Source organism: Arthrobacter sp. RT-1, from assembly GCF_003367205.1.
In the GTDB taxonomy this organism is placed as follows: domain Bacteria; phylum Actinomycetota; class Actinomycetes; order Actinomycetales; family Micrococcaceae; genus Arthrobacter.
In genome coordinates this window covers 311,807-327,850 of the sequence record NZ_QRGQ01000040.1, presented here as the reverse complement: position 1 = coordinate 327,850, position 16,044 = coordinate 311,807, and the positions used below count along the sequence as shown (strand labels likewise).

Sequence of the window (16,044 nt, the reverse complement as noted above, 5' to 3'; positions counted from 1 at the left end):
CCGGATCCTGCGCTCCATGTCCGTCAACGGCTCCGCCCCGCGCTTCGCCTCCCGGATGAACAAAGCAGGCGTCCCCTACGGCGGCATCGCCATCACCGCCGGCGTCTCCCTCCTGGGCGTCCCGCTGAACTACCTCGTCCCCGCCGACGCGTTCGAAATCGTCCTCAACGTCGCCTCCGTCGGCATCATCATGACCTGGGCCACCATCGTCCTGTGCCAGATCCAACTCCACCGCTGGTCAAACAAAGGCTGGCTCAAACGCCCCTCCTTCCGCATGTTCGGCGCCCCCTACACCGGCTACCTCTCCCTCCTCTTCCTCCTCGGGGTCCTGATCATGGTCTTCATCGAATCGCCCCTGACCATGCTCGTCACCGCCATCGCCTCCATCCTCATGGTCTTCGGCTGGTACGCCTGCCGCAAACGCATCAACGACATCGCCGAAACCCGCGAAGGCTACACCGGCACCGCTCCCGTCATCGCCAACCGCACGCCCATCTCCTGAATCAACCGCATTCGTCTCCAGCCCGCCCTCAACAAAAGAAAGACCATGACACCTGAGCCCCAGTCCACCGTGACCACCTCCCCCACCCCGCCCGCCGCCGTCGTCCTCCATCAGGACGGCGCGCTGCAGGCGCGGCCCGACGTCCCCACGGCAACACTCAAATCCGCCGGCCACGTCATCGTCGATTCGCTCGCGGCCCACGGCGTGGAGCGCACATACGTGGTTCCGGGCGAAAGCTTCCTGGACGTCCTGGACGGCCTGCACCACTCGGATATCGAGACCGTCGTGTGCCGGCACGAGGGCGGTGCGGCCTACATGGCCGAGGCCGACGGCAAGATGAACCAGCGCCCCGGCGTCGCCATGGTGACCCGCGGACCGGGCGCGGCGAACGCCCATGTAGGGCTGCACACGGCGTGGCAGGACTCCACGCCCATGCTGCTCTTCGTAGGCCTCATCCCCTTCGCGCACCGGGACCGCGAGGCATTCCAGGAGTTCGATATCAAGGCCTGGTTCGATACCGGAGCCAAGCGCGTGATGGTCCTGGACCATGCCGAGCGGGCATCCGAAATCGTCGCCGAGGCGATGTTCGCTGCCATGAGCGGCCGGCCCGGTCCGGTGGTGGTTGGCCTGCCCGAGGACATCATCCGGCAACAGATTGACCCTGCCCTGCACCCCGCCATCCCGGTTGCCGCAGGCGGAATGAGCAGGACGGACGCCGCGGCGCTGGAAGCTGCACTGGCGGACTCGAAAAAACCGCTCTTCGTCACGGGCGGCAACGACTGGACGCAGGAAGCAGCCGACGAGCTCACTTCATGGCTGGAGCGGCACCACATCCCGGCAGCGGCGGAATGGCGCACCCAGGGAACAGTGTCATTCGATTCCCCCTCCTATGTGGGGCCCATCGGCTATGGCCGCCCCCGCCCCACCTATGACCTGCTGGAGGAAACGGACCTGCTCGTGTTCGTGGGCACGGTGCCCGGCGACGTTATCACGGACGGTTTTGTCTGCCGGCAGGACTGGAACAAGAAAAACTTCCTGGTCACCGTCGACCCGTCCCTTCGTGGCCGGTCCGGTCCAGTGTCACGGCAGATCCTGGCCAAGCCGGAAGCGTTTGTGCGTGAACTGGCGGACATCAGCCTCCCGGTGAAGGAGGAGTGGAAGGCCTGGACCCGCCGGATGCGCGCCGAGCAGGAGCAGTTCGCCGCGCTTCCCCCGGCGGCGCCTGCACCGGGCCAGGCACGGATGGACACGCTGATGGCGAACCTGGTGCCGCGGCTGCCCAAGGATGCGATGGTGACGTTCGGGGCGGGCGAGCACACCAACTGGGCCCACCGGTACTTCCCCACCCGCCGCTACGCGTCCATGATCAGCGCCCGCAACGGCTCCATGGGGTACTCCGTCCCGTCGGCCATCGCGGCATCCCTGGCTGAACCACGACGGCGGGTGGTTACCATCGCCGGGGACGGCGAGTTCCTGATGAACGGGCAGGAGCTGGCCACGGCGGCGCAGTACGGCGCCACTCCGCTGGTGATTGTGATGGACAACCAGGAATACGGCACCATCCGCACCCACCAGGAGCGGCACTACCCGGAACGGGTGTCCGGCACCCAGCTGAAGAACCCCGACTTTGGCCTCATGGCCCGGGCCTTCGGCGGTTTCGGCATCACGGTTACCGAGGACAAGGATGTTGCGACAGCGCTGGACGCGGCGCTGGCAGCCATCGACAGGGACGGCGTGTTCGCGCTCATCCACCTGGTGGTGGCGCAGCGGGTCAAGGCGTACTAGCCAGTCAAGGCGTACTAGCCAGTCAAGGCGTACTGGCCAGTCAAGGCGTACTGGCCAGTCAAGGCGATTGAGGAAACCGCACGCTGACGCGTGCCACAGGGAAAGCGGACGACGCCAGGAGGTCCCGGCGTCGTCCGCTGCCCTGCCGGCCGCCGGCTAAAGCCGGTCCGTCCTGTCGTCGCCGCCCTTGTGGCCTGCCCCGCGGAGGTTTTCCTGGACCTTGCCAAACAGGTCCTTGATGGTGGATTCGGCGTTTGTCATGACATCCACCTGCAGGTAGACGTCGTGCGTGAGGGGAAGATCGTACTCATCCTTCAGGTGCGTGCCGCCCGCCACCCCGTCCAGCGACAGGTAGACCATTGCCTCGGTCCGGGCGATCCCGGCGATCCTGCCGAAGACAACGGTGAACTCGTTCGGCTGAAAGCTGACGGTGTGGCCAATATGGGAACGGTCCAGCTCACCTGCGGGAACGGCCTTCTCTGACTGGCTTCCGGTGTAGTCCATGAACTTCTCCTTCAATCGCCTGGCACTTACGCAGGCAGTCTAGCGCCCCGCTCCTTTTGGCTGGCCCGGATGCGTGCTGGAGGCCTGCACAAACAGGCAGCGGAGGCCGTGGTCAGTCCTCCATTGAAGCAGCGGGCCCGGCACCTGTTTGATGGCAGGAAGCGGTGGTAAGGCCGCTGCCGTAAACCGAAGGAAAAAACTGTGACTTCAATGGCGAACCGCGTCACAAGCCCTGCCCGCTGGGACGATGTCGAAATTGGCGACAACGTCGAACTTCGACGGAATGATGCCCCCGTCTTCGCCGGGCTGGTGGATGCCCGCACGGAAGACGGCGACGTGGTGTGGGTTGTTGCCCTTGGCGGAGGACGCCGGCTGTTCCACATCGCCGACGGCTACCACCTGGCAGCGGCACCGGCGTGACGGAGAGCTGCCCGGAGGACTGCCACTACTGCCGAGGCCCGGAGACGGACTGAGGCTCTGATTGGCGGGGGCACTGACTGATGTGGATGCCGAATGACGCGGGTCCTGGCTGACTTGGGTGCCGCGGCCGGTCCTGCAAGACTGGCACCAGCCCAGCAGCCAACCGTCAGGAGACCCCCATGGCCCCGCACAGCAGCCCCGCCTTCGGCACCAACCGGTTCACGGATCTCCTGGGAATAGACGTTCCAGTGATCCTGGGCCCCTTTGGCGGTGCTTCCTCCGTCCAGCTCACCGCAGCAGTGAGCGACGGCGGCGGGCTGGGTTCCTACGGCCTGTACGGTTACGACGGCGAGGCGATCCAGCGGACCGCGGCGGACCTGCGCGCTGCCACGGCCAAACCCTTCGCGCTCAATCTATGGGTGCCCACCGGCAGTGAGGCCACGTCCGTGCCACAGGCTGACTTCGACCGCTACGTCGATGGCCTCAAACCTTACTTCGAGGAGCTCGGCATTCCGCTGCCGCAGATGCCGGCCCGGTACCTTGCCGACTACGGGGAGCAGGTGGAGGCCACGCTGGAAGCCCGGCCCGCCGTCGTCAGTTTTGTGTTCGGTGTCCCCGCTCCCGAGGTTGTGGAAGAAGCACACCGGCGCGGCATCAAGGTCCTCGGCACCGCCACCACCGTTGATGAGGCAGTCGCCCTTGAGGAAGGCGGCGTGGACGCCGTCGTCGCCAGCGGGATGGAGTCCGGAGGCCATCGCGTTTCCTTCCTGAAGCCTGCCGAAGAATCGCTGGTGGGAACCTTCGCCCTCATCCCCCAAGTGGCGGATGCCGTGGCAATTCCGGTTGTTGCGGCTGGTGGAATCGCCGACCGGCGCGGATATGCCGCCGCCCGTGCACTCGGCGCCGACGCCGTGCAGGTGGGCACGGCGTTCCTGGCAACTCGCGAATCGGCCGCCGTGCCCGCTTACCGCGCAGTACTCCGCAGCCCCGCCGCCGGCCACACTGTACTTACCCGTGCAATGAGCGGCAGGCTGGCCCGCGGCATCCCCAACCGTGTCATCACAGAACTGGCCGACTCCCCATTCGTCGCACCGTTCCCGGTCCAAAACTGGCTCACGGGCCGTTTCCGGCCCGAGGCCGCTGCGCAGGGAAAAACTGAGCTGATGTCCCTCTGGGCTGGCCAATCCGCACGCCTGATCCGGCATGACACTGCCGCGGACGTCCTGGCCGAACTGCTGGCCGCCGTCCCCGGCCAGTTATCCACGTAGACCCCATCCCGGCCGGTTTGTACGGCGAATCCCCGATAGTATCTGGTGGACCGAAAACATGGCCTGGACCGCAGTTCTGCCCCCGGCAGTTCCGCATCTGCCCGGAGAGGAGTAGCCGTGCCAACGCACCGCCCGCGGACTCCCTTCCACGTCTTCCGTTCCTCCGCGCTGGCAACCGGCATCCTCACTCTTGCGGCGGGGGCGCACCTTGCCGGGGGCGCCCAGCTGCCCGCCCCCGGGATCCTGCTGGCAGTCCTGGCACTGACCGCCCTCGTCAGCACCGCAGCCACACGGCTGCGGCTCGCCTTCCCCGCGATGGCAGCGCTCCTCGGTGCCGGCCAGCTTGTGCTGCACGAGATCTTCACCGCGTTCGGCCGCCCGGGTTTGGCGGCAGCACCGGGGTTTCCGCTGGACGGCCACCAGCACGCCGGGAGCCACGCAGCCTCAGCGCACGCAGCCTCAGCGGAACTGGCTGCCCTGGCCGCGCACCTGAACCCTGCAGACCCCGGCTCGGCGCCGCTGATGCTGGCAGCCCACGCAGTGGCAACCCTCGGCTGCGCGCTCCTGCTCGCCAGGGGTGAGGCGGCCCTCTGGGCCCTCGCCGCCTGGCTTCGTCCGCTGGCCGCCCTCCCCCAGGCCGTAACGCCGACCGCTGACAGCCCCGTTGCCGAAACTTTCCCGCCCGACGCCGCGCCCCGGCGTCCCTGGCGCAATCTCCGGCAGGACAACCGGCGCGGCCCGCCTTCCGCCGTCGTTCTCCCGTCCTAACCGCACCCGGACACCTGCCGGCCGCGGCCCCCATTTCCTGCACGCCCGGTTCCGGGCATGCATCCGAAAGGCAACCCCATGAACATCCGATCCCTTCGCCGTACCCAGATTCGCCGTTCCCTGAACCACCGTTTCCTGAATCACCGCTTCCTGATGCACCGTTCCTTGATGGACCGTTCCTTGATGCACCGTTCCCTGGCCGCTGCCGCTGCAACCGGCGGCGCCGCAGCCCTGCTGCTGGCAGCAGCGGGCGGGGCCGCGGCACACGTCGGCGTCACACCGGACAAGACCTCAGCCAACTCCTACGCCCTGTTGACCTTCGCGATTCCGCACGGCTGCGGGGAGTCCGGCACCACCAAGGTGGCCATCACCCTGCCATCGGAACTCAATGACGCCCAGCCCACGGTCAACCCCAACTGGACCGTCGAAAAAGTGACGGAGCAGCTTCCCGAGCCTCAAAAGCTCGCGGACGGCACCTCCGTCACCAAGCGGACCAGCCAGATCATCTACACCGCCAAGGCGCCCCTCCCCCACGAACTCCGGGACGCCCTGGTCCTGTCCGTCAAACTCCCCGAGTCAGCCGGGACAACCCTGCACTTCCCCACCCTCCAGACCTGCGAAGTGGGCCAGACGGACTGGTCGGAGATCGCGAAGGACGGCGCGGACCCGCACTCCCTCAAGGCCCCCGCCCCGACCATCACCATCACGGAGGCGGCTAACGCTGCCGGCCATGGCGAGGCCTCCGCCAGCCCGGCATCCCACTCCACCGAGCAGGCCGCGGCCGTCACGGACAGCGGAGCCGGGGCCCGCAGCTGGGCAGGACTCGCCGCCGGCATCGGCGGCCTGGCCCTGGGCGGGGCAGCCCTGCTGCGCAGCGGTGCCCGTAACAAGGCAACGGCCGGCGCCGCCGGAAAGTAAACCGCCCGCGCCGCGCAAGCCGGCACCACACTAATGGCCCGTTTGATGCCCGGATCATCACGATCCGGGCATCAAATGCCCGCCAGGCACACCGCATCGTTGACGCGGCCAGCGGCTGCCGCGAAGGTGGTGCCATGAGGTCTCAGAGAATTTTCCAGGGGATAGCCGTGTCGACGGCGGCAGCAGCTGCCGCCCTGATGCTTACAGCGTGCGGGCCCAGCAGCACGCCGCAGGCGCAAACCACCACGACGGCGCCGGGCACCGGCTCAGCCAGCCCGGAGGCACCGTCCGTGTCGCCGCCGTCGTCCGCAGCGCCGTCGTCCGCGCCGTCCAGCGCTGCACCGGCAACCTCCACCCCGGCGTCACCGGGCCTGTGCAAGGCGGCGGCACTGTCCGCCGCCACCGATGCATCAGGCGGGGGCGCTGCCGGCAGCGTCTACATGAAGCTCAACCTGACCAACACCGGCCCTGAATCCTGCATCCTCAAGGGCTTCCCCGGTGTATCCCTGGCCGCGGACAACGCCGGCGCTCCCATCGGTGCGCCTGCCACCCGCGACGAATCTGCCCCTGTTGTGGACGTCCTCCTGGCCCCGGGCCAGACGGGTTCCGCGGTGCTGCGCTATACCCAGGCCGGAAACTACACTGACTGCGCCATGGTGGACGCCGCGGGCTACCGGATCTACCCGCCGGAGGACACCGCGTCCCTGTTCCTGCCGCAGCCCACCAAGGCATGCAGCAACGCCGGCATCACGCTGCTGAGCATAGGCGCGTTCCAGCCGGCCTAGCGCCATTTCCTGTCCATACCCGCAAACGACTGCAGGCGGTCCGGCGTGTAGCCGGGCCGCCTGCAGTGCTATGTCCGCCCACCAGGCTGGCTGCCTGGTCCGATGGTCCTGGTTCTTGATTCCTCGTTGGATGATTCCTGGTGCGGCGCTTTTCTAGTGCGCCGTGGTGGTGCGGCCGGCACGTGCCGTGCCCCGGGACAGGGCGAGGCCCAGGCCCAGCATGCCGACACCCAGGATGAAGTGCAGCCAGTTGTCCGCCATGTTGACAGGGACGAAGTTGGCCGGGGTGTCCAGGCCGATCAGCAGGCCGTAAAGCCACAGCACCAGGTAGATGGCACCGCCAATGACCAGGTAGTTCCTGGACTGGGCGGCACTGCGGGCCATGGCGATACCGGCTGCGCCGAAGAGCAGGTGGACGATGTTGTGCAGCACGGACACCTGGAAGATGCCCAGCAGCAGGGCCCCGGATCCATGCCCCGCGAAGCTCATGGTCTCGTAGTTGGTGGTGATTCCGGGGATGAATCCCAGGATGCCTACCAGGAGGAAGACCCCTCCTACCGCGAGGGCTGCTTTTTGAATATTTGTCCGGCCTACGGTTCGACCGTCGGAACTCATGCTTGTCATGGTTTCTCCTGCTATTTGTCGAAAACGTTCACATCATGGCTGCCGGGCTGTGCCTGACCATAGACTTAAACCCCGACAAGGTAAGTATACTTATCAAGTGCGCCACGGATAGGTCAGGGTATATAACAGACCCATCACAAACTGGCCCCCCACCAGCGGATTTATTACCGGAGGCAGGTTGAGCTCATGACGTCGATTTGGTTGGACCGCATCGAAACGTTCACTTCTGATCCGTTTGAGCCCGACAGCAAGTACGACACCGTGGTGGCAGGGGCCGGGCTGACCGGCCTGGTCACCGCCTTGCTGTTGGCGCGCTCCGGACAGAAGGTACTGGTGATCGAGGCACGGTTCCCCGGAGCTGTGACCACCGGGAATACCACCGCCAAAGTGACCCTGCTGCAAGGCACCTTCCTGTCCCAGCTCGCCCGCCAGTACTCCGCCAAACAGGTCCAGGCGTATGTTGATGCGAACCGTGAAGGCCAGGCGTGGCTGCTGCGCTACCTGGACGAACACCAGGTGCCCTACCAGCGCCGGGACGCCTACACCTACGCCGCCACCCCGCAGGGCACCGAGAAACTGCGGGAGGAGGTCAGTGCCGGCACCACCGCCGGACTGGACATGGAGTACGTGCGCGACGCCGGCCTTCCCTTTGCCGTGCACGGCGCCGTCCGGCTCCCCGACCAGGCCCAGATCAACCCGATGCAGGTCCTGGACACACTGATGGCGGACATCCGGAGCCGCGGCGGCACCATCGTCAGCGGAGTGCGCCTGCGGGACGTCACCGGCGACATTCCCTCAGCCGTGAAGACGGACCGCGGCAGCGTGCGGGCGGACCGGGTGGTGCTCGCCACCGGCATCCCCGTCCTCGACCGGGGCCTGTACTTCGCCAAGCTGAAGCCGAGCCGTTCCTATGCCGCAGCACTTCAGCTGCAGGAAGGGCAGGAGCCGCCTCCGGGCATGTACATCTCCGTGGAGCAGCCCACCCACTCGCTCCGGGACTTCGAGCACAACGGCCGCAGGCTCCTGCTGGTGGGCGGCCACGGACACCACGTCGGACGTGCACAATCGGAAAAAGCCCATCTTGACGGGCTGCTCGACTGGTCCCGGCAGCATTACCCGGGTGCGGTCACCACGCATACGTGGTCCGCCCAGGATTACATGGCCACCAACCTGATGCCGTTCTTCGGCAAGCTCCCCCGGGGTAAAGGGCACGTCTATTTCGGCACGGGCTACAACAAATGGGGCATGACCAACGCCGTTGCGGCAGCGGTGGGAATTTCAGCGGATATCCTGGGCGGCCAAGTGCCGTGGGCGGATACCATCCATCACCGGGTCACGTCCCCCTCCGGTGCACTCTCCGCGGTAGCACTCAACGCCGGAGTTGCCGCCAAGCTTGCATCCGGCTGGGGGCAGCTGGCCGCGGAAGGGCTGAAAACCGAAGGTGCCAAGGCGCTGAAGAAGGGCAAGGAGCAACCTGCCCCGGCGGCGGCGCCGGTGGTGCCGGCCGAAGGTCAGGGCGAGGTTTACCGGGAGGGAACGCGGCCCGTAGCTGCCTCGACCGTGGACGGGACCACGTGCAAGCTGTCTGCTGTCTGCACCCACCTGGGCGGCATCGTGCACTGGAACGACAGTGAACTGACGTGGGACTGCCCCCTGCACGGTTCCCGGTTCAGCAGCGAGGGCAAGCTCCTGGAGGGCCCGGCCACCCGGGACCTCCCCCAGGCCGGAAAGGCTTGAGCGGGCGTTCCGGAGGCACCGGCATCCCTGTCGGTGCCTTGGGGCATGATGGAGGCATGAACCAGGAACAGCCTTCCGGCAGCGGCACGGACGCCGGTGCGGCCGCGCCCATGGGCCAGTTCAGCAGGCCCACCCGCGACTGGTTCCTGGGCGCCTTTTCCGAGCCCACCCCCGCGCAGGCAGGGGCATGGAACGCCATCTCCTCGGGCTCCCACGCGCTCGTGGTCGCCCCTACGGGTTCGGGCAAAACGCTTGCCGCTTTCCTCTGGGCCCTGGACCGGCTCCTCTCCTCTGCAGCAGCAAGCCCCGAACCCGAAGCTGCCGGTCCCGCGGTTTCTGCCGCCGGGTCAAAGGGAGCAGCAAAGGGCCGGCGCCCGCGGGCGCCCAAGCGGAAAACCCGGGTCCTCTACATTTCGCCGCTGAAGGCGCTGGGCGTGGACGTGGAACGGAACCTCCGCTCCCCGCTCATCGGCATCACGCAGACCGCCAAGCGGCTGGGACTGCCCGCGCCGTTGATCACCGTGGGAGTCCGGTCCGGGGACACCACCACGTCGGACCGGCGGGCGCTGCTCAGCAACCCGCCGGACATCCTGATCACCACGCCCGAGTCGCTGTTCCTGATGCTGACGTCCCGGGCCCGCGAGACCCTCACCGAGGTGGACACCATCATCGTTGACGAGGTCCACGCCGTGGCGGGAACCAAGCGCGGCGCGCATCTCGCCGTCTCCCTTGAACGGCTGGATGCCCTGCTGCCCAAACCCGCCCAGCGGATCGGGCTCTCCGCCACCGTGGAACCGCGGGAGCTCGTGGCCCAGTTCCTGGCGGGCACGGCGCCGGTGGAAATCGTTGCGCCGCCCGCGCAGAAGAACTGGGACCTCACGGTCTCGGTCCCTGTGGAGGACATGTCCGACCTCCAGGGCGCGGCCGGGGCCTTCGATTCGGGTCCTGCCTCCGGCCTCCAGCCCCAGGCGTCCATCTGGCCGCACGTGGAGGAGAAGATCGTTGACCTGGTGCTTGCCAACCAGTCAACCATCGTCTTCGCCAACTCCCGGCGGTTGTCCGAACGGCTGACTGCCCGCCTGAACGAGATCTACGCCGAACGCCAGCTGGTGGCCGTGGGCGGCGGCTGGGACGATCCCGGCGCGGAAGGGCTGGAAGCCAGCGATGCCTCCGCGCCTGGCGCCCCGCCGTCGGGCGTTCCAGCCTCCACCGCCACGCCGGCGCACATGATGGCCCAGGCGGGAAGCTCGGCGGGAGCGGATCCGGTGCTCGCCCGGGCCCACCACGGCTCGGTGTCCAAGGACCAGCGGGCGCTCATCGAGGATGACCTCAAATCCGGCCGGCTGCGGTGTGTGGTGGCCACGTCCTCGCTGGAACTCGGCATCGACATGGGCGCCGTGGACCTGGTGGTGCAGGTGGAATCCCCGCCGTCGGTGGCCAGCGGCCTGCAGCGGGTGGGCCGCGCCGGCCACCAGGTGGGGGAAGTTTCCCAGGGTGTGCTGTTCCCCAAGCACCGCGCGGACCTGGTCCACACCGCCATCACGGTGGAACGGATGCTCGGTGGCAAGATCGAGCGGCTCAGCATCCCCGCGAACCCGCTGGATATCCTGGCCCAGCAGACCGTCGCCGCCACCGCACTGGGCAGCATCGACGTCGAGGAATGGTTCAGTACGGTGCGCCGCTCGGCCCCCTTCGCGTCGCTCCCCCGCTCGGCGTTCGAGGCCACCCTTGATCTGCTGGCGGGCCGTTACCCGTCGGACGAATTCGCCGAGCTCCGCCCCCGGATCGTCTGGGACCGCAATGCCGGCACCATCGAAGGGCGGCCGGGTGCCCAGCGCCTGGCCGTCACGTCGGGCGGCACCATCCCGGACCGCGGACTGTTCGGTGTCTACATCATCGGGACCGAGGTTGAGGGCTCGGCGTCGCCGTCCGCCGACGGCAAGCCGGCCCCTGCCCCCAAGGGAGGCCGGCGCGTCGGCGAACTGGACGAGGAGATGGTCTACGAATCCCGGGTGGGGGACGTCTTTGCCCTGGGCGCCACCAGCTGGAAAATCGAGGACATCACGCACGACCGCGTGCTGGTGTCCCCCGCCTTCGGCCAGCCCGGGAAGCTGCCTTTCTGGAAGGGCGATTCTCTGGGCCGGCCCGTGGACCTGGGCCGCGCCCTCGGCGCGTTCGTCCGCGAACTCTCCGCGTCGGACGCCGGCCCTGCCACCGAGCGCTGCAAAGCGAGCGGCCTGGACGAGTTCGCTGCCAACAACCTGATCCAGTACCTGACGGAACAGAAGCAGGCCACCGAGGTGGTCCCCAGCGACACCACGCTGGTGGTGGAGCGGTTCCACGACGAGCTGGGCGACTGGCGCGTCATCCTGCACAGCCCGTTCGGCATGCCGGTGCACGCTCCCTGGGCCCTCGCCGTCGGCCAACGCCTGCACCAGCGGTACGGGCTGGACGGCTCGGCCATGGCGGCAGACGACGGCATCGTCCTGCGCGTTCCCATGATGGAGGACGAGCCGCCGGGCGCCGAGCTGTTCCTCTTTGATCCGGAGGAGCTGGAGCAGATTGTCACCGCGGAGGTAGGCGGCAGCGCACTCTTCGCCTCCCGGTTCCGGGAATGCGCCGCCCGGGCCCTGCTGCTCCCCCGCCAGACCCCGGGGAAGCGGCAGCCCCTCTGGCAGCAGCGGCAGCGCTCGGCGCAGTTGCTGGATGTGGCCCGGAAGTACCCCACGTTCCCCATCGTGCTGGAAACCGTCCGGGAATGCCTGCAGGATGTGTACGATCTCCCTGCGTTGAAGGACATCGCAGCCTCTGTGGAACGGCGGGAGCTGCGGATCGTGCAGACCACCACGTCGCAGCCGTCGCCGTTCGCCAAGTCCCTCCTGTTCGGTTACGTGGCCCAGTTCCTGTATGAGGGCGATTCCCCGCTGGCCGAGCGGCGGGCCGCGGCCCTGGCCCTGGATTCCACCCTCCTCAACGAACTCCTGGGACGCGTTGAACTGCGCGAACTCCTGGACGCCAAGGTCATCGAAGCCACCGAACGTGAGCTGCAGCGGCTGGTCCCGGACCGGCGGGCGCGGGGCCTCGAAGGCGTGGCCGACCTGCTGCGGCTGCTCGGTCCGCTGGCGCCGGAGGAGGCTGCAGCACGTCTCCAGGCGGAGGCAGACGCCGACGCGCCCGCCGACGCCGCGCTGGCCACTGCACACCTGCTCGCGCTGCAGCGCGCCAACCGCGCCATCAAGGTCAATATCGGCGGGGTGGAGCGCTTCGCTGCCGTCGAGGACGCCGCCCGGCTCCGGGATGCCCTCGGCGTCCCGCTGCCCATGGGTGTGCCGCTGGCCTTTATCGAGCCAGTAGCCGATCCACTGGGAGACCTCGTTTCCCGGTACGCCCGGACCCACGGGCCCTTCACCTCAGCTGAGGCGGCAGCGCGGCTGGGACTCGGCGTGGCGGTGGTGGGTACGGCCCTGAAACGGCTCGCCGCGGACGGCCGGGTGGTGGAGGGTGAGTTCCGCCCGCACGCAACGGAGCCGGAAGACACCTCCAACCCTGTTGAAGCGGAGGCCCCGGAAGATCCTGAAACGGCGCTGGATGTCGAAGCGGGGCCGGAAGAAAGTCTCCTGTCGCCGGCACCACAGGCCGTTCCCCACACTGCTGTCAGCGAATGGTGTGATGCCGAGGTGCTGCGCAAGCTCCGGCGCCGTTCGCTGGCTGCCCTGCGTGCCGAAGTTGAGCCGGTGGACGCCGCCGCCTACGGGCGTTTCCTGCCTGCCTGGCAGCACGTCAGGGTTCCCGGAACCGGCCGGGGGCAGCCGTCGCTGCGCGGCCTCGACGGCATCGTCACCGCCATCGACCAGCTCTCCGGGGTACCGGTGCCGGCGTCCGCCTGGGAACCGCTCATCCTGGCCAGCCGGGTGTCCAACTACCAGCCGGCCATGCTGGATGAGCTGATGGCTGCCGGGGAAGTTTTGTGGTCCGGCGCCGGGGCTTTGCCGGGAAACGACGGCTGGGTCAGCCTGCACCTGGCGGATTCGGCGGAACTGACCCTGAACCCGGCGCCGGAGTACGAGCCGGGTGATGCCGGGCAGCGCCTCCTGGACCATCTGCGGAACAACGGCGGCGGCTACTTTTTCCGCCAGCTGACGGACGTCGCCGGCGGCATGGACACCGTACTCAGCGACCAGGAGGTGGTGACGGCGCTGTGGGAGCTGGCGTGGGCCGGGCGCATCACCGGGGACACCTTCGCTCCCGTCCGGGCCCTCATTGCGGGCGGCCACACGGCGCACCGCCAGGTGGCCCGTGCACCACGGGCACGGGCACCGCGGCTGAGCAGGCTGGGCCGTTCACACGGCACCGGGCTCATGGGCTCTCCGGGCCTGGCCGGCGGCCGCTACGGCACCTCAGGTGCTGCCGCCACTCCGCCCATGGCCGCCGGCCGCTGGTCTGCGCTTCCTGAACCGGAACTGGACGCCACCATCCATGCCCGCGCCACCGCCGAACTCCTGCTGGACCGGTACGGGGTGGTCACCCGGGGTTCGGTCATGGCCGAGCAGATCCTGGGCGGCTTCGGCCTGATGTACAAGGTACTGGCCCGGCTTGAAGAAGCAGGGCGCTGCCGCCGCGGCTACTTCATCGAACACCTCGGGGCTGCCCAGTTCGCTGTTCCGGCCACGGTGGACCGGCTCCGCTCCTACGCGGAGGACACCCAGCTCGCCAAGCCCGATCCCGTCGCTCTGGCGCTTGCGGCCACCGACCCCGCCAATCCCTACGGCGCCGCCCTGCCCTGGCCAGCCCTGCAGGACGAGGCCGGAACCGGGCACCGCCCTGGACGCAAGGCCGGGGCCCTTGTTGTCCTGGTGGACGGGGCGCTGGTCCTTTATGTGGAACGCGGCGGGAAGACGCTTTTGGCTTTCAATGATGACGAAGGCGTCCTGGCCGCCGCGGGCGCGGCGCTGGTGGGCGTTGTGGCGCGGGGCGCGGTGGACAAGCTGATCATGGAGAAAGTGAACGGGCACGGCATTCTGGACACCCCCGTGGCGGCCGCCCTCAGCTTCGCCGGGGCCTACTCCACGCCGAAGGGATTGCGGATCCGTGCCTGAGGGTGATTCCGTCTGGCGTGCCGCCAACCAGCTGCACCAGGCCCTGGCCGGGCAGACCCTGCTGGCCTCCGATTTCCGCGTCCCACGGTTCGCCACCCTTAACCTGGCCGGTTGGACGGTGGCCGAGGTGGTGCCCCGCGGAAAACACCTCCTGATGCGGGTGGTAAGCCCTGATGACAAGAAGCTCACCATCCATTCGCACCTGAAGATGGAGGGAACCTGGCAGGTCTATCCACCCGGCGGCAGGTGGCGCAAACCCGGCTTCACCGCACGGTGCGTCCTGCGCACTAAAGCGGCGGACGCCGTCGGATTTTCCCTGGGCCTGCTGGAAGTTGTGGCCACCGACAAAGAAGACTCCGTTGTGGGGTTCCTCGGCCCGGACCTCCTGGGCCCGGACTGGGACCTGAATGAGGCCGAACGCCGGGTCCGCGCCGCGCCGGACGTTCCCGTGGGAGTGGCCCTCCTGGACCAGCGGAACCTTGCCGGAATCGGCAACATCTACCGGTGCGAGGCCTGCTTCCTCTCCGGTGTGCATCCCGCCACTCCTGTCTCCGGGGTCGAAGATGTGCGGACTATGATGACGGACGCCAAACAGTTGCTGGAGGTCAACCTCGGCCCCGGGCGCCGAGTCACCATCCTCAATGCCCGCGGGTTGCCGGTGGGCAGGATGGCGGGACGTCCCGGGTACTGGGTCTACCGGCGCGAGCACCAGCCGTGCCTGAAATGCGGGACGCCCATCCGCCGCGGCCTGCTGGGCAAACCCAACGGCGATGAAGAGCGCGACATCTACTTCTGCCCCCGGTGCCAGCCGGCTCCGGCGTAGGCCTGTCCTCGTACGCCGGTCCGCGGACGCCGGGTCCTGGGCTGGGGCGTTCTGCGGACACCGTTCAAAGGTTGGCGCTCGGTGAGCCGCCTTCAGTGGCCGGCGCTCAGCGGACGGGCCATCAGCGGACCGGCCATCAGCGGACCGGCGCGGGAGCCTCGCCGGCAGTCTCCGGCACGGCGGCGGGAACCATGAACAGCGGCAGCAGCAGCTGGACCAGTGGTCCGATGGCGAGCGCGTAGACCACCGTTCCCACACCCACCGAACCTCCCAGCAGCCAGCCGATGGCCAGGACCGTAATCTCGATGAGGGTGCGGGAAAGGCGGACCGACCACCCGGTACGGCGCGCGAGTCCGGTCATCAGGCCGTCGCGCGCTCCGGGGCCGAAACGGGCACCGATGTAGCAGGCTGAGGCCACGCCGTTCAGCAGGACGGCTCCCGCCAGCATCCCGATCTGGCCGCCCAGGTGGGACATGGCGGGGATCACGGCCAGGCCGATGTCCGCGAACACACCTACCAGAACGGCGTTGCACAGCGTGCCGAAACCGGGCCGTTGCCGCAGCGGGATCCACAGGAGCAGGACCAGGAAACTCACGATGATCACCACCAGCCCGATGCTCAGGCCGGTCCGGTTGGCCGTGCCTTGGTGGAAGACATCCCACGGATCCAGTCCCAGGCCGGCCCTGATGAACATGGCAAGGGAAATGCCGTACATAGCAAGGCCGGTGAAGAGCTGGATCAGTCTGCGGGTCATCATGCACATACCTTCCCATGCAACTGGCATTGAATTGCATAGCCAGTTTGAGATACTGGC

Annotated in this window: 12 protein-coding genes and 1 pseudogene; 10 read left to right on the top strand and 3 right to left on the bottom strand. The window is 68.0% G+C overall.

Annotated features, from left to right (window positions below; genetic code table 11):
- Nucleotides 1-502 (top strand): annotated as a pseudogene (locus DXK94_RS19720) (amino acid permease); the annotation flags it as partial.
- Between the two features lie 45 nt (nucleotides 503-547).
- Nucleotides 548-2,287 (top strand): thiamine pyrophosphate-dependent enzyme, encoded by a 1,740-nt coding sequence (locus DXK94_RS19715; protein ID WP_115526208.1) that lies wholly within the window; start codon nucleotides 548-550, stop codon nucleotides 2,285-2,287.
- Nucleotides 2,288-2,443: 156 nt separating this feature from the next.
- Here DXK94_RS19715 and DXK94_RS19710 read toward each other — a convergent pair whose 3' ends face one another.
- Nucleotides 2,444-2,791, bottom strand: coding sequence for a hypothetical protein (locus DXK94_RS19710; RefSeq protein ID WP_115526207.1), 348 nt, complete (start codon nucleotides 2,789-2,791; stop codon nucleotides 2,444-2,446).
- 210 nt (nucleotides 2,792-3,001) lie between these two features.
- Between DXK94_RS19710 and DXK94_RS19705 the strand changes: the two genes are divergently transcribed.
- The 5 genes from DXK94_RS19705 to DXK94_RS21485 all read left to right on the top strand — a co-directional run bounded on the left by DXK94_RS19705 (nucleotide 3,002) and on the right by DXK94_RS21485 (nucleotide 6,950).
- Nucleotides 3,002-3,211 (top strand): hypothetical protein, encoded by a 210-nt coding sequence (locus DXK94_RS19705; protein WP_079598092.1) that lies wholly within the window; start codon nucleotides 3,002-3,004, stop codon nucleotides 3,209-3,211.
- A gap of 179 nt (nucleotides 3,212-3,390) precedes the next feature.
- Nucleotides 3,391-4,479 (top strand): nitronate monooxygenase family protein, encoded by a 1,089-nt coding sequence (locus DXK94_RS19700; RefSeq protein ID WP_115526206.1) that lies wholly within the window; start codon nucleotides 3,391-3,393, stop codon nucleotides 4,477-4,479.
- Nucleotides 4,480-4,596: 117 nt separating this feature from the next.
- Nucleotides 4,597-5,247 (top strand): hypothetical protein, encoded by a 651-nt coding sequence (locus DXK94_RS19695; RefSeq protein WP_115526205.1) that lies wholly within the window; start codon nucleotides 4,597-4,599, stop codon nucleotides 5,245-5,247.
- 168 nt (nucleotides 5,248-5,415) lie between these two features.
- Nucleotides 5,416-6,165 (top strand): YcnI family protein, encoded by a 750-nt coding sequence (locus DXK94_RS19690; protein WP_115526234.1) that lies wholly within the window; start codon nucleotides 5,416-5,418, stop codon nucleotides 6,163-6,165.
- A 134-nt stretch (nucleotides 6,166-6,299) separates the two neighbouring features.
- The gene (locus DXK94_RS21485; protein ID WP_181884883.1) at nucleotides 6,300-6,950 is read left to right on the top strand and encodes a DUF4232 domain-containing protein; all 651 of its coding nucleotides are present in this window, start codon (nucleotides 6,300-6,302) and stop codon (nucleotides 6,948-6,950) included.
- 153 nt (nucleotides 6,951-7,103) lie between these two features.
- Here the strand turns inward: DXK94_RS21485 and DXK94_RS19675 are convergent, their stop codons facing one another.
- Complete coding sequence (locus DXK94_RS19675; protein ID WP_115526232.1) at nucleotides 7,104-7,565, bottom strand: DUF4383 domain-containing protein; 462 nt, start codon at nucleotides 7,563-7,565, stop codon at nucleotides 7,104-7,106.
- A gap of 195 nt (nucleotides 7,566-7,760) precedes the next feature.
- Here DXK94_RS19675 and DXK94_RS19670 point away from each other — a divergent pair, with 195 nt between their 5' ends.
- From DXK94_RS19670 to DXK94_RS19660, 3 genes are read left to right on the top strand one after another with little or no spacing between them, the layout of a single operon-like run.
- Nucleotides 7,761-9,311: an FAD-dependent oxidoreductase gene (locus DXK94_RS19670; protein WP_115526203.1), complete on the top strand. Its 1,551-nt coding sequence runs from the start codon at nucleotides 7,761-7,763 to the stop codon at nucleotides 9,309-9,311.
- 56 nt (nucleotides 9,312-9,367) lie between these two features.
- Entirely contained in the window at nucleotides 9,368-14,407 is a 5,040-nt protein-coding gene (locus DXK94_RS19665; protein ID WP_115526202.1) for an ATP-dependent helicase, read from the top strand.
- Nucleotides 14,400-15,230 (top strand): Fpg/Nei family DNA glycosylase, encoded by an 831-nt coding sequence (locus DXK94_RS19660; RefSeq protein WP_115526201.1) that lies wholly within the window; start codon nucleotides 14,400-14,402, stop codon nucleotides 15,228-15,230. Before DXK94_RS19665 ends, DXK94_RS19660 begins: the two co-directional genes overlap by 8 nt.
- A 136-nt stretch (nucleotides 15,231-15,366) precedes the next feature.
- Here the strand turns inward: DXK94_RS19660 and DXK94_RS19655 are convergent, their stop codons facing one another.
- Nucleotides 15,367-15,987 carry a YitT family protein gene (locus DXK94_RS19655; protein WP_115526200.1) on the bottom strand — a complete coding sequence of 207 codons (621 nt, stop codon included), beginning with the start codon at nucleotides 15,985-15,987 and terminating at the stop codon, nucleotides 15,367-15,369.
- Nucleotides 15,988-16,044 lie beyond the last annotated feature (57 nt).

What these genes read in the sequence shown, in the direction of transcription:
- DXK94_RS19715 (WP_115526208.1), top strand. Translation starts at nt 548, where the DNA reads ATGACACCTGAGCCCCAGTCCACCGTGACCACCTCCCCCACCCCGCCC.
- DXK94_RS19710 (WP_115526207.1), bottom strand. Translation starts at nt 2,791, where the DNA reads ATGGACTACACCGGAAGCCAGTCAGAGAAGGCCGTTCCCGCAGGTGAG.
- DXK94_RS19705 (WP_079598092.1), top strand. Translation starts at nt 3,002, where the DNA reads ATGGCGAACCGCGTCACAAGCCCTGCCCGCTGGGACGATGTCGAAATT.
- DXK94_RS19700 (WP_115526206.1), top strand. Translation starts at nt 3,391, where the DNA reads ATGGCCCCGCACAGCAGCCCCGCCTTCGGCACCAACCGGTTCACGGAT.
- DXK94_RS19690 (WP_115526234.1), top strand. Translation starts at nt 5,416, where the DNA reads ATGGACCGTTCCTTGATGCACCGTTCCCTGGCCGCTGCCGCTGCAACC.
- DXK94_RS21485 (WP_181884883.1), top strand. Translation starts at nt 6,300, where the DNA reads ATGAGGTCTCAGAGAATTTTCCAGGGGATAGCCGTGTCGACGGCGGCA.
- DXK94_RS19675 (WP_115526232.1), bottom strand. Translation starts at nt 7,565, where the DNA reads ATGAGTTCCGACGGTCGAACCGTAGGCCGGACAAATATTCAAAAAGCA.
- DXK94_RS19670 (WP_115526203.1), top strand. Translation starts at nt 7,761, where the DNA reads ATGACGTCGATTTGGTTGGACCGCATCGAAACGTTCACTTCTGATCCG.
- DXK94_RS19665 (WP_115526202.1), top strand. Translation starts at nt 9,368, where the DNA reads ATGAACCAGGAACAGCCTTCCGGCAGCGGCACGGACGCCGGTGCGGCC.
- DXK94_RS19655 (WP_115526200.1), bottom strand. Translation starts at nt 15,987, where the DNA reads ATGATGACCCGCAGACTGATCCAGCTCTTCACCGGCCTTGCTATGTAC.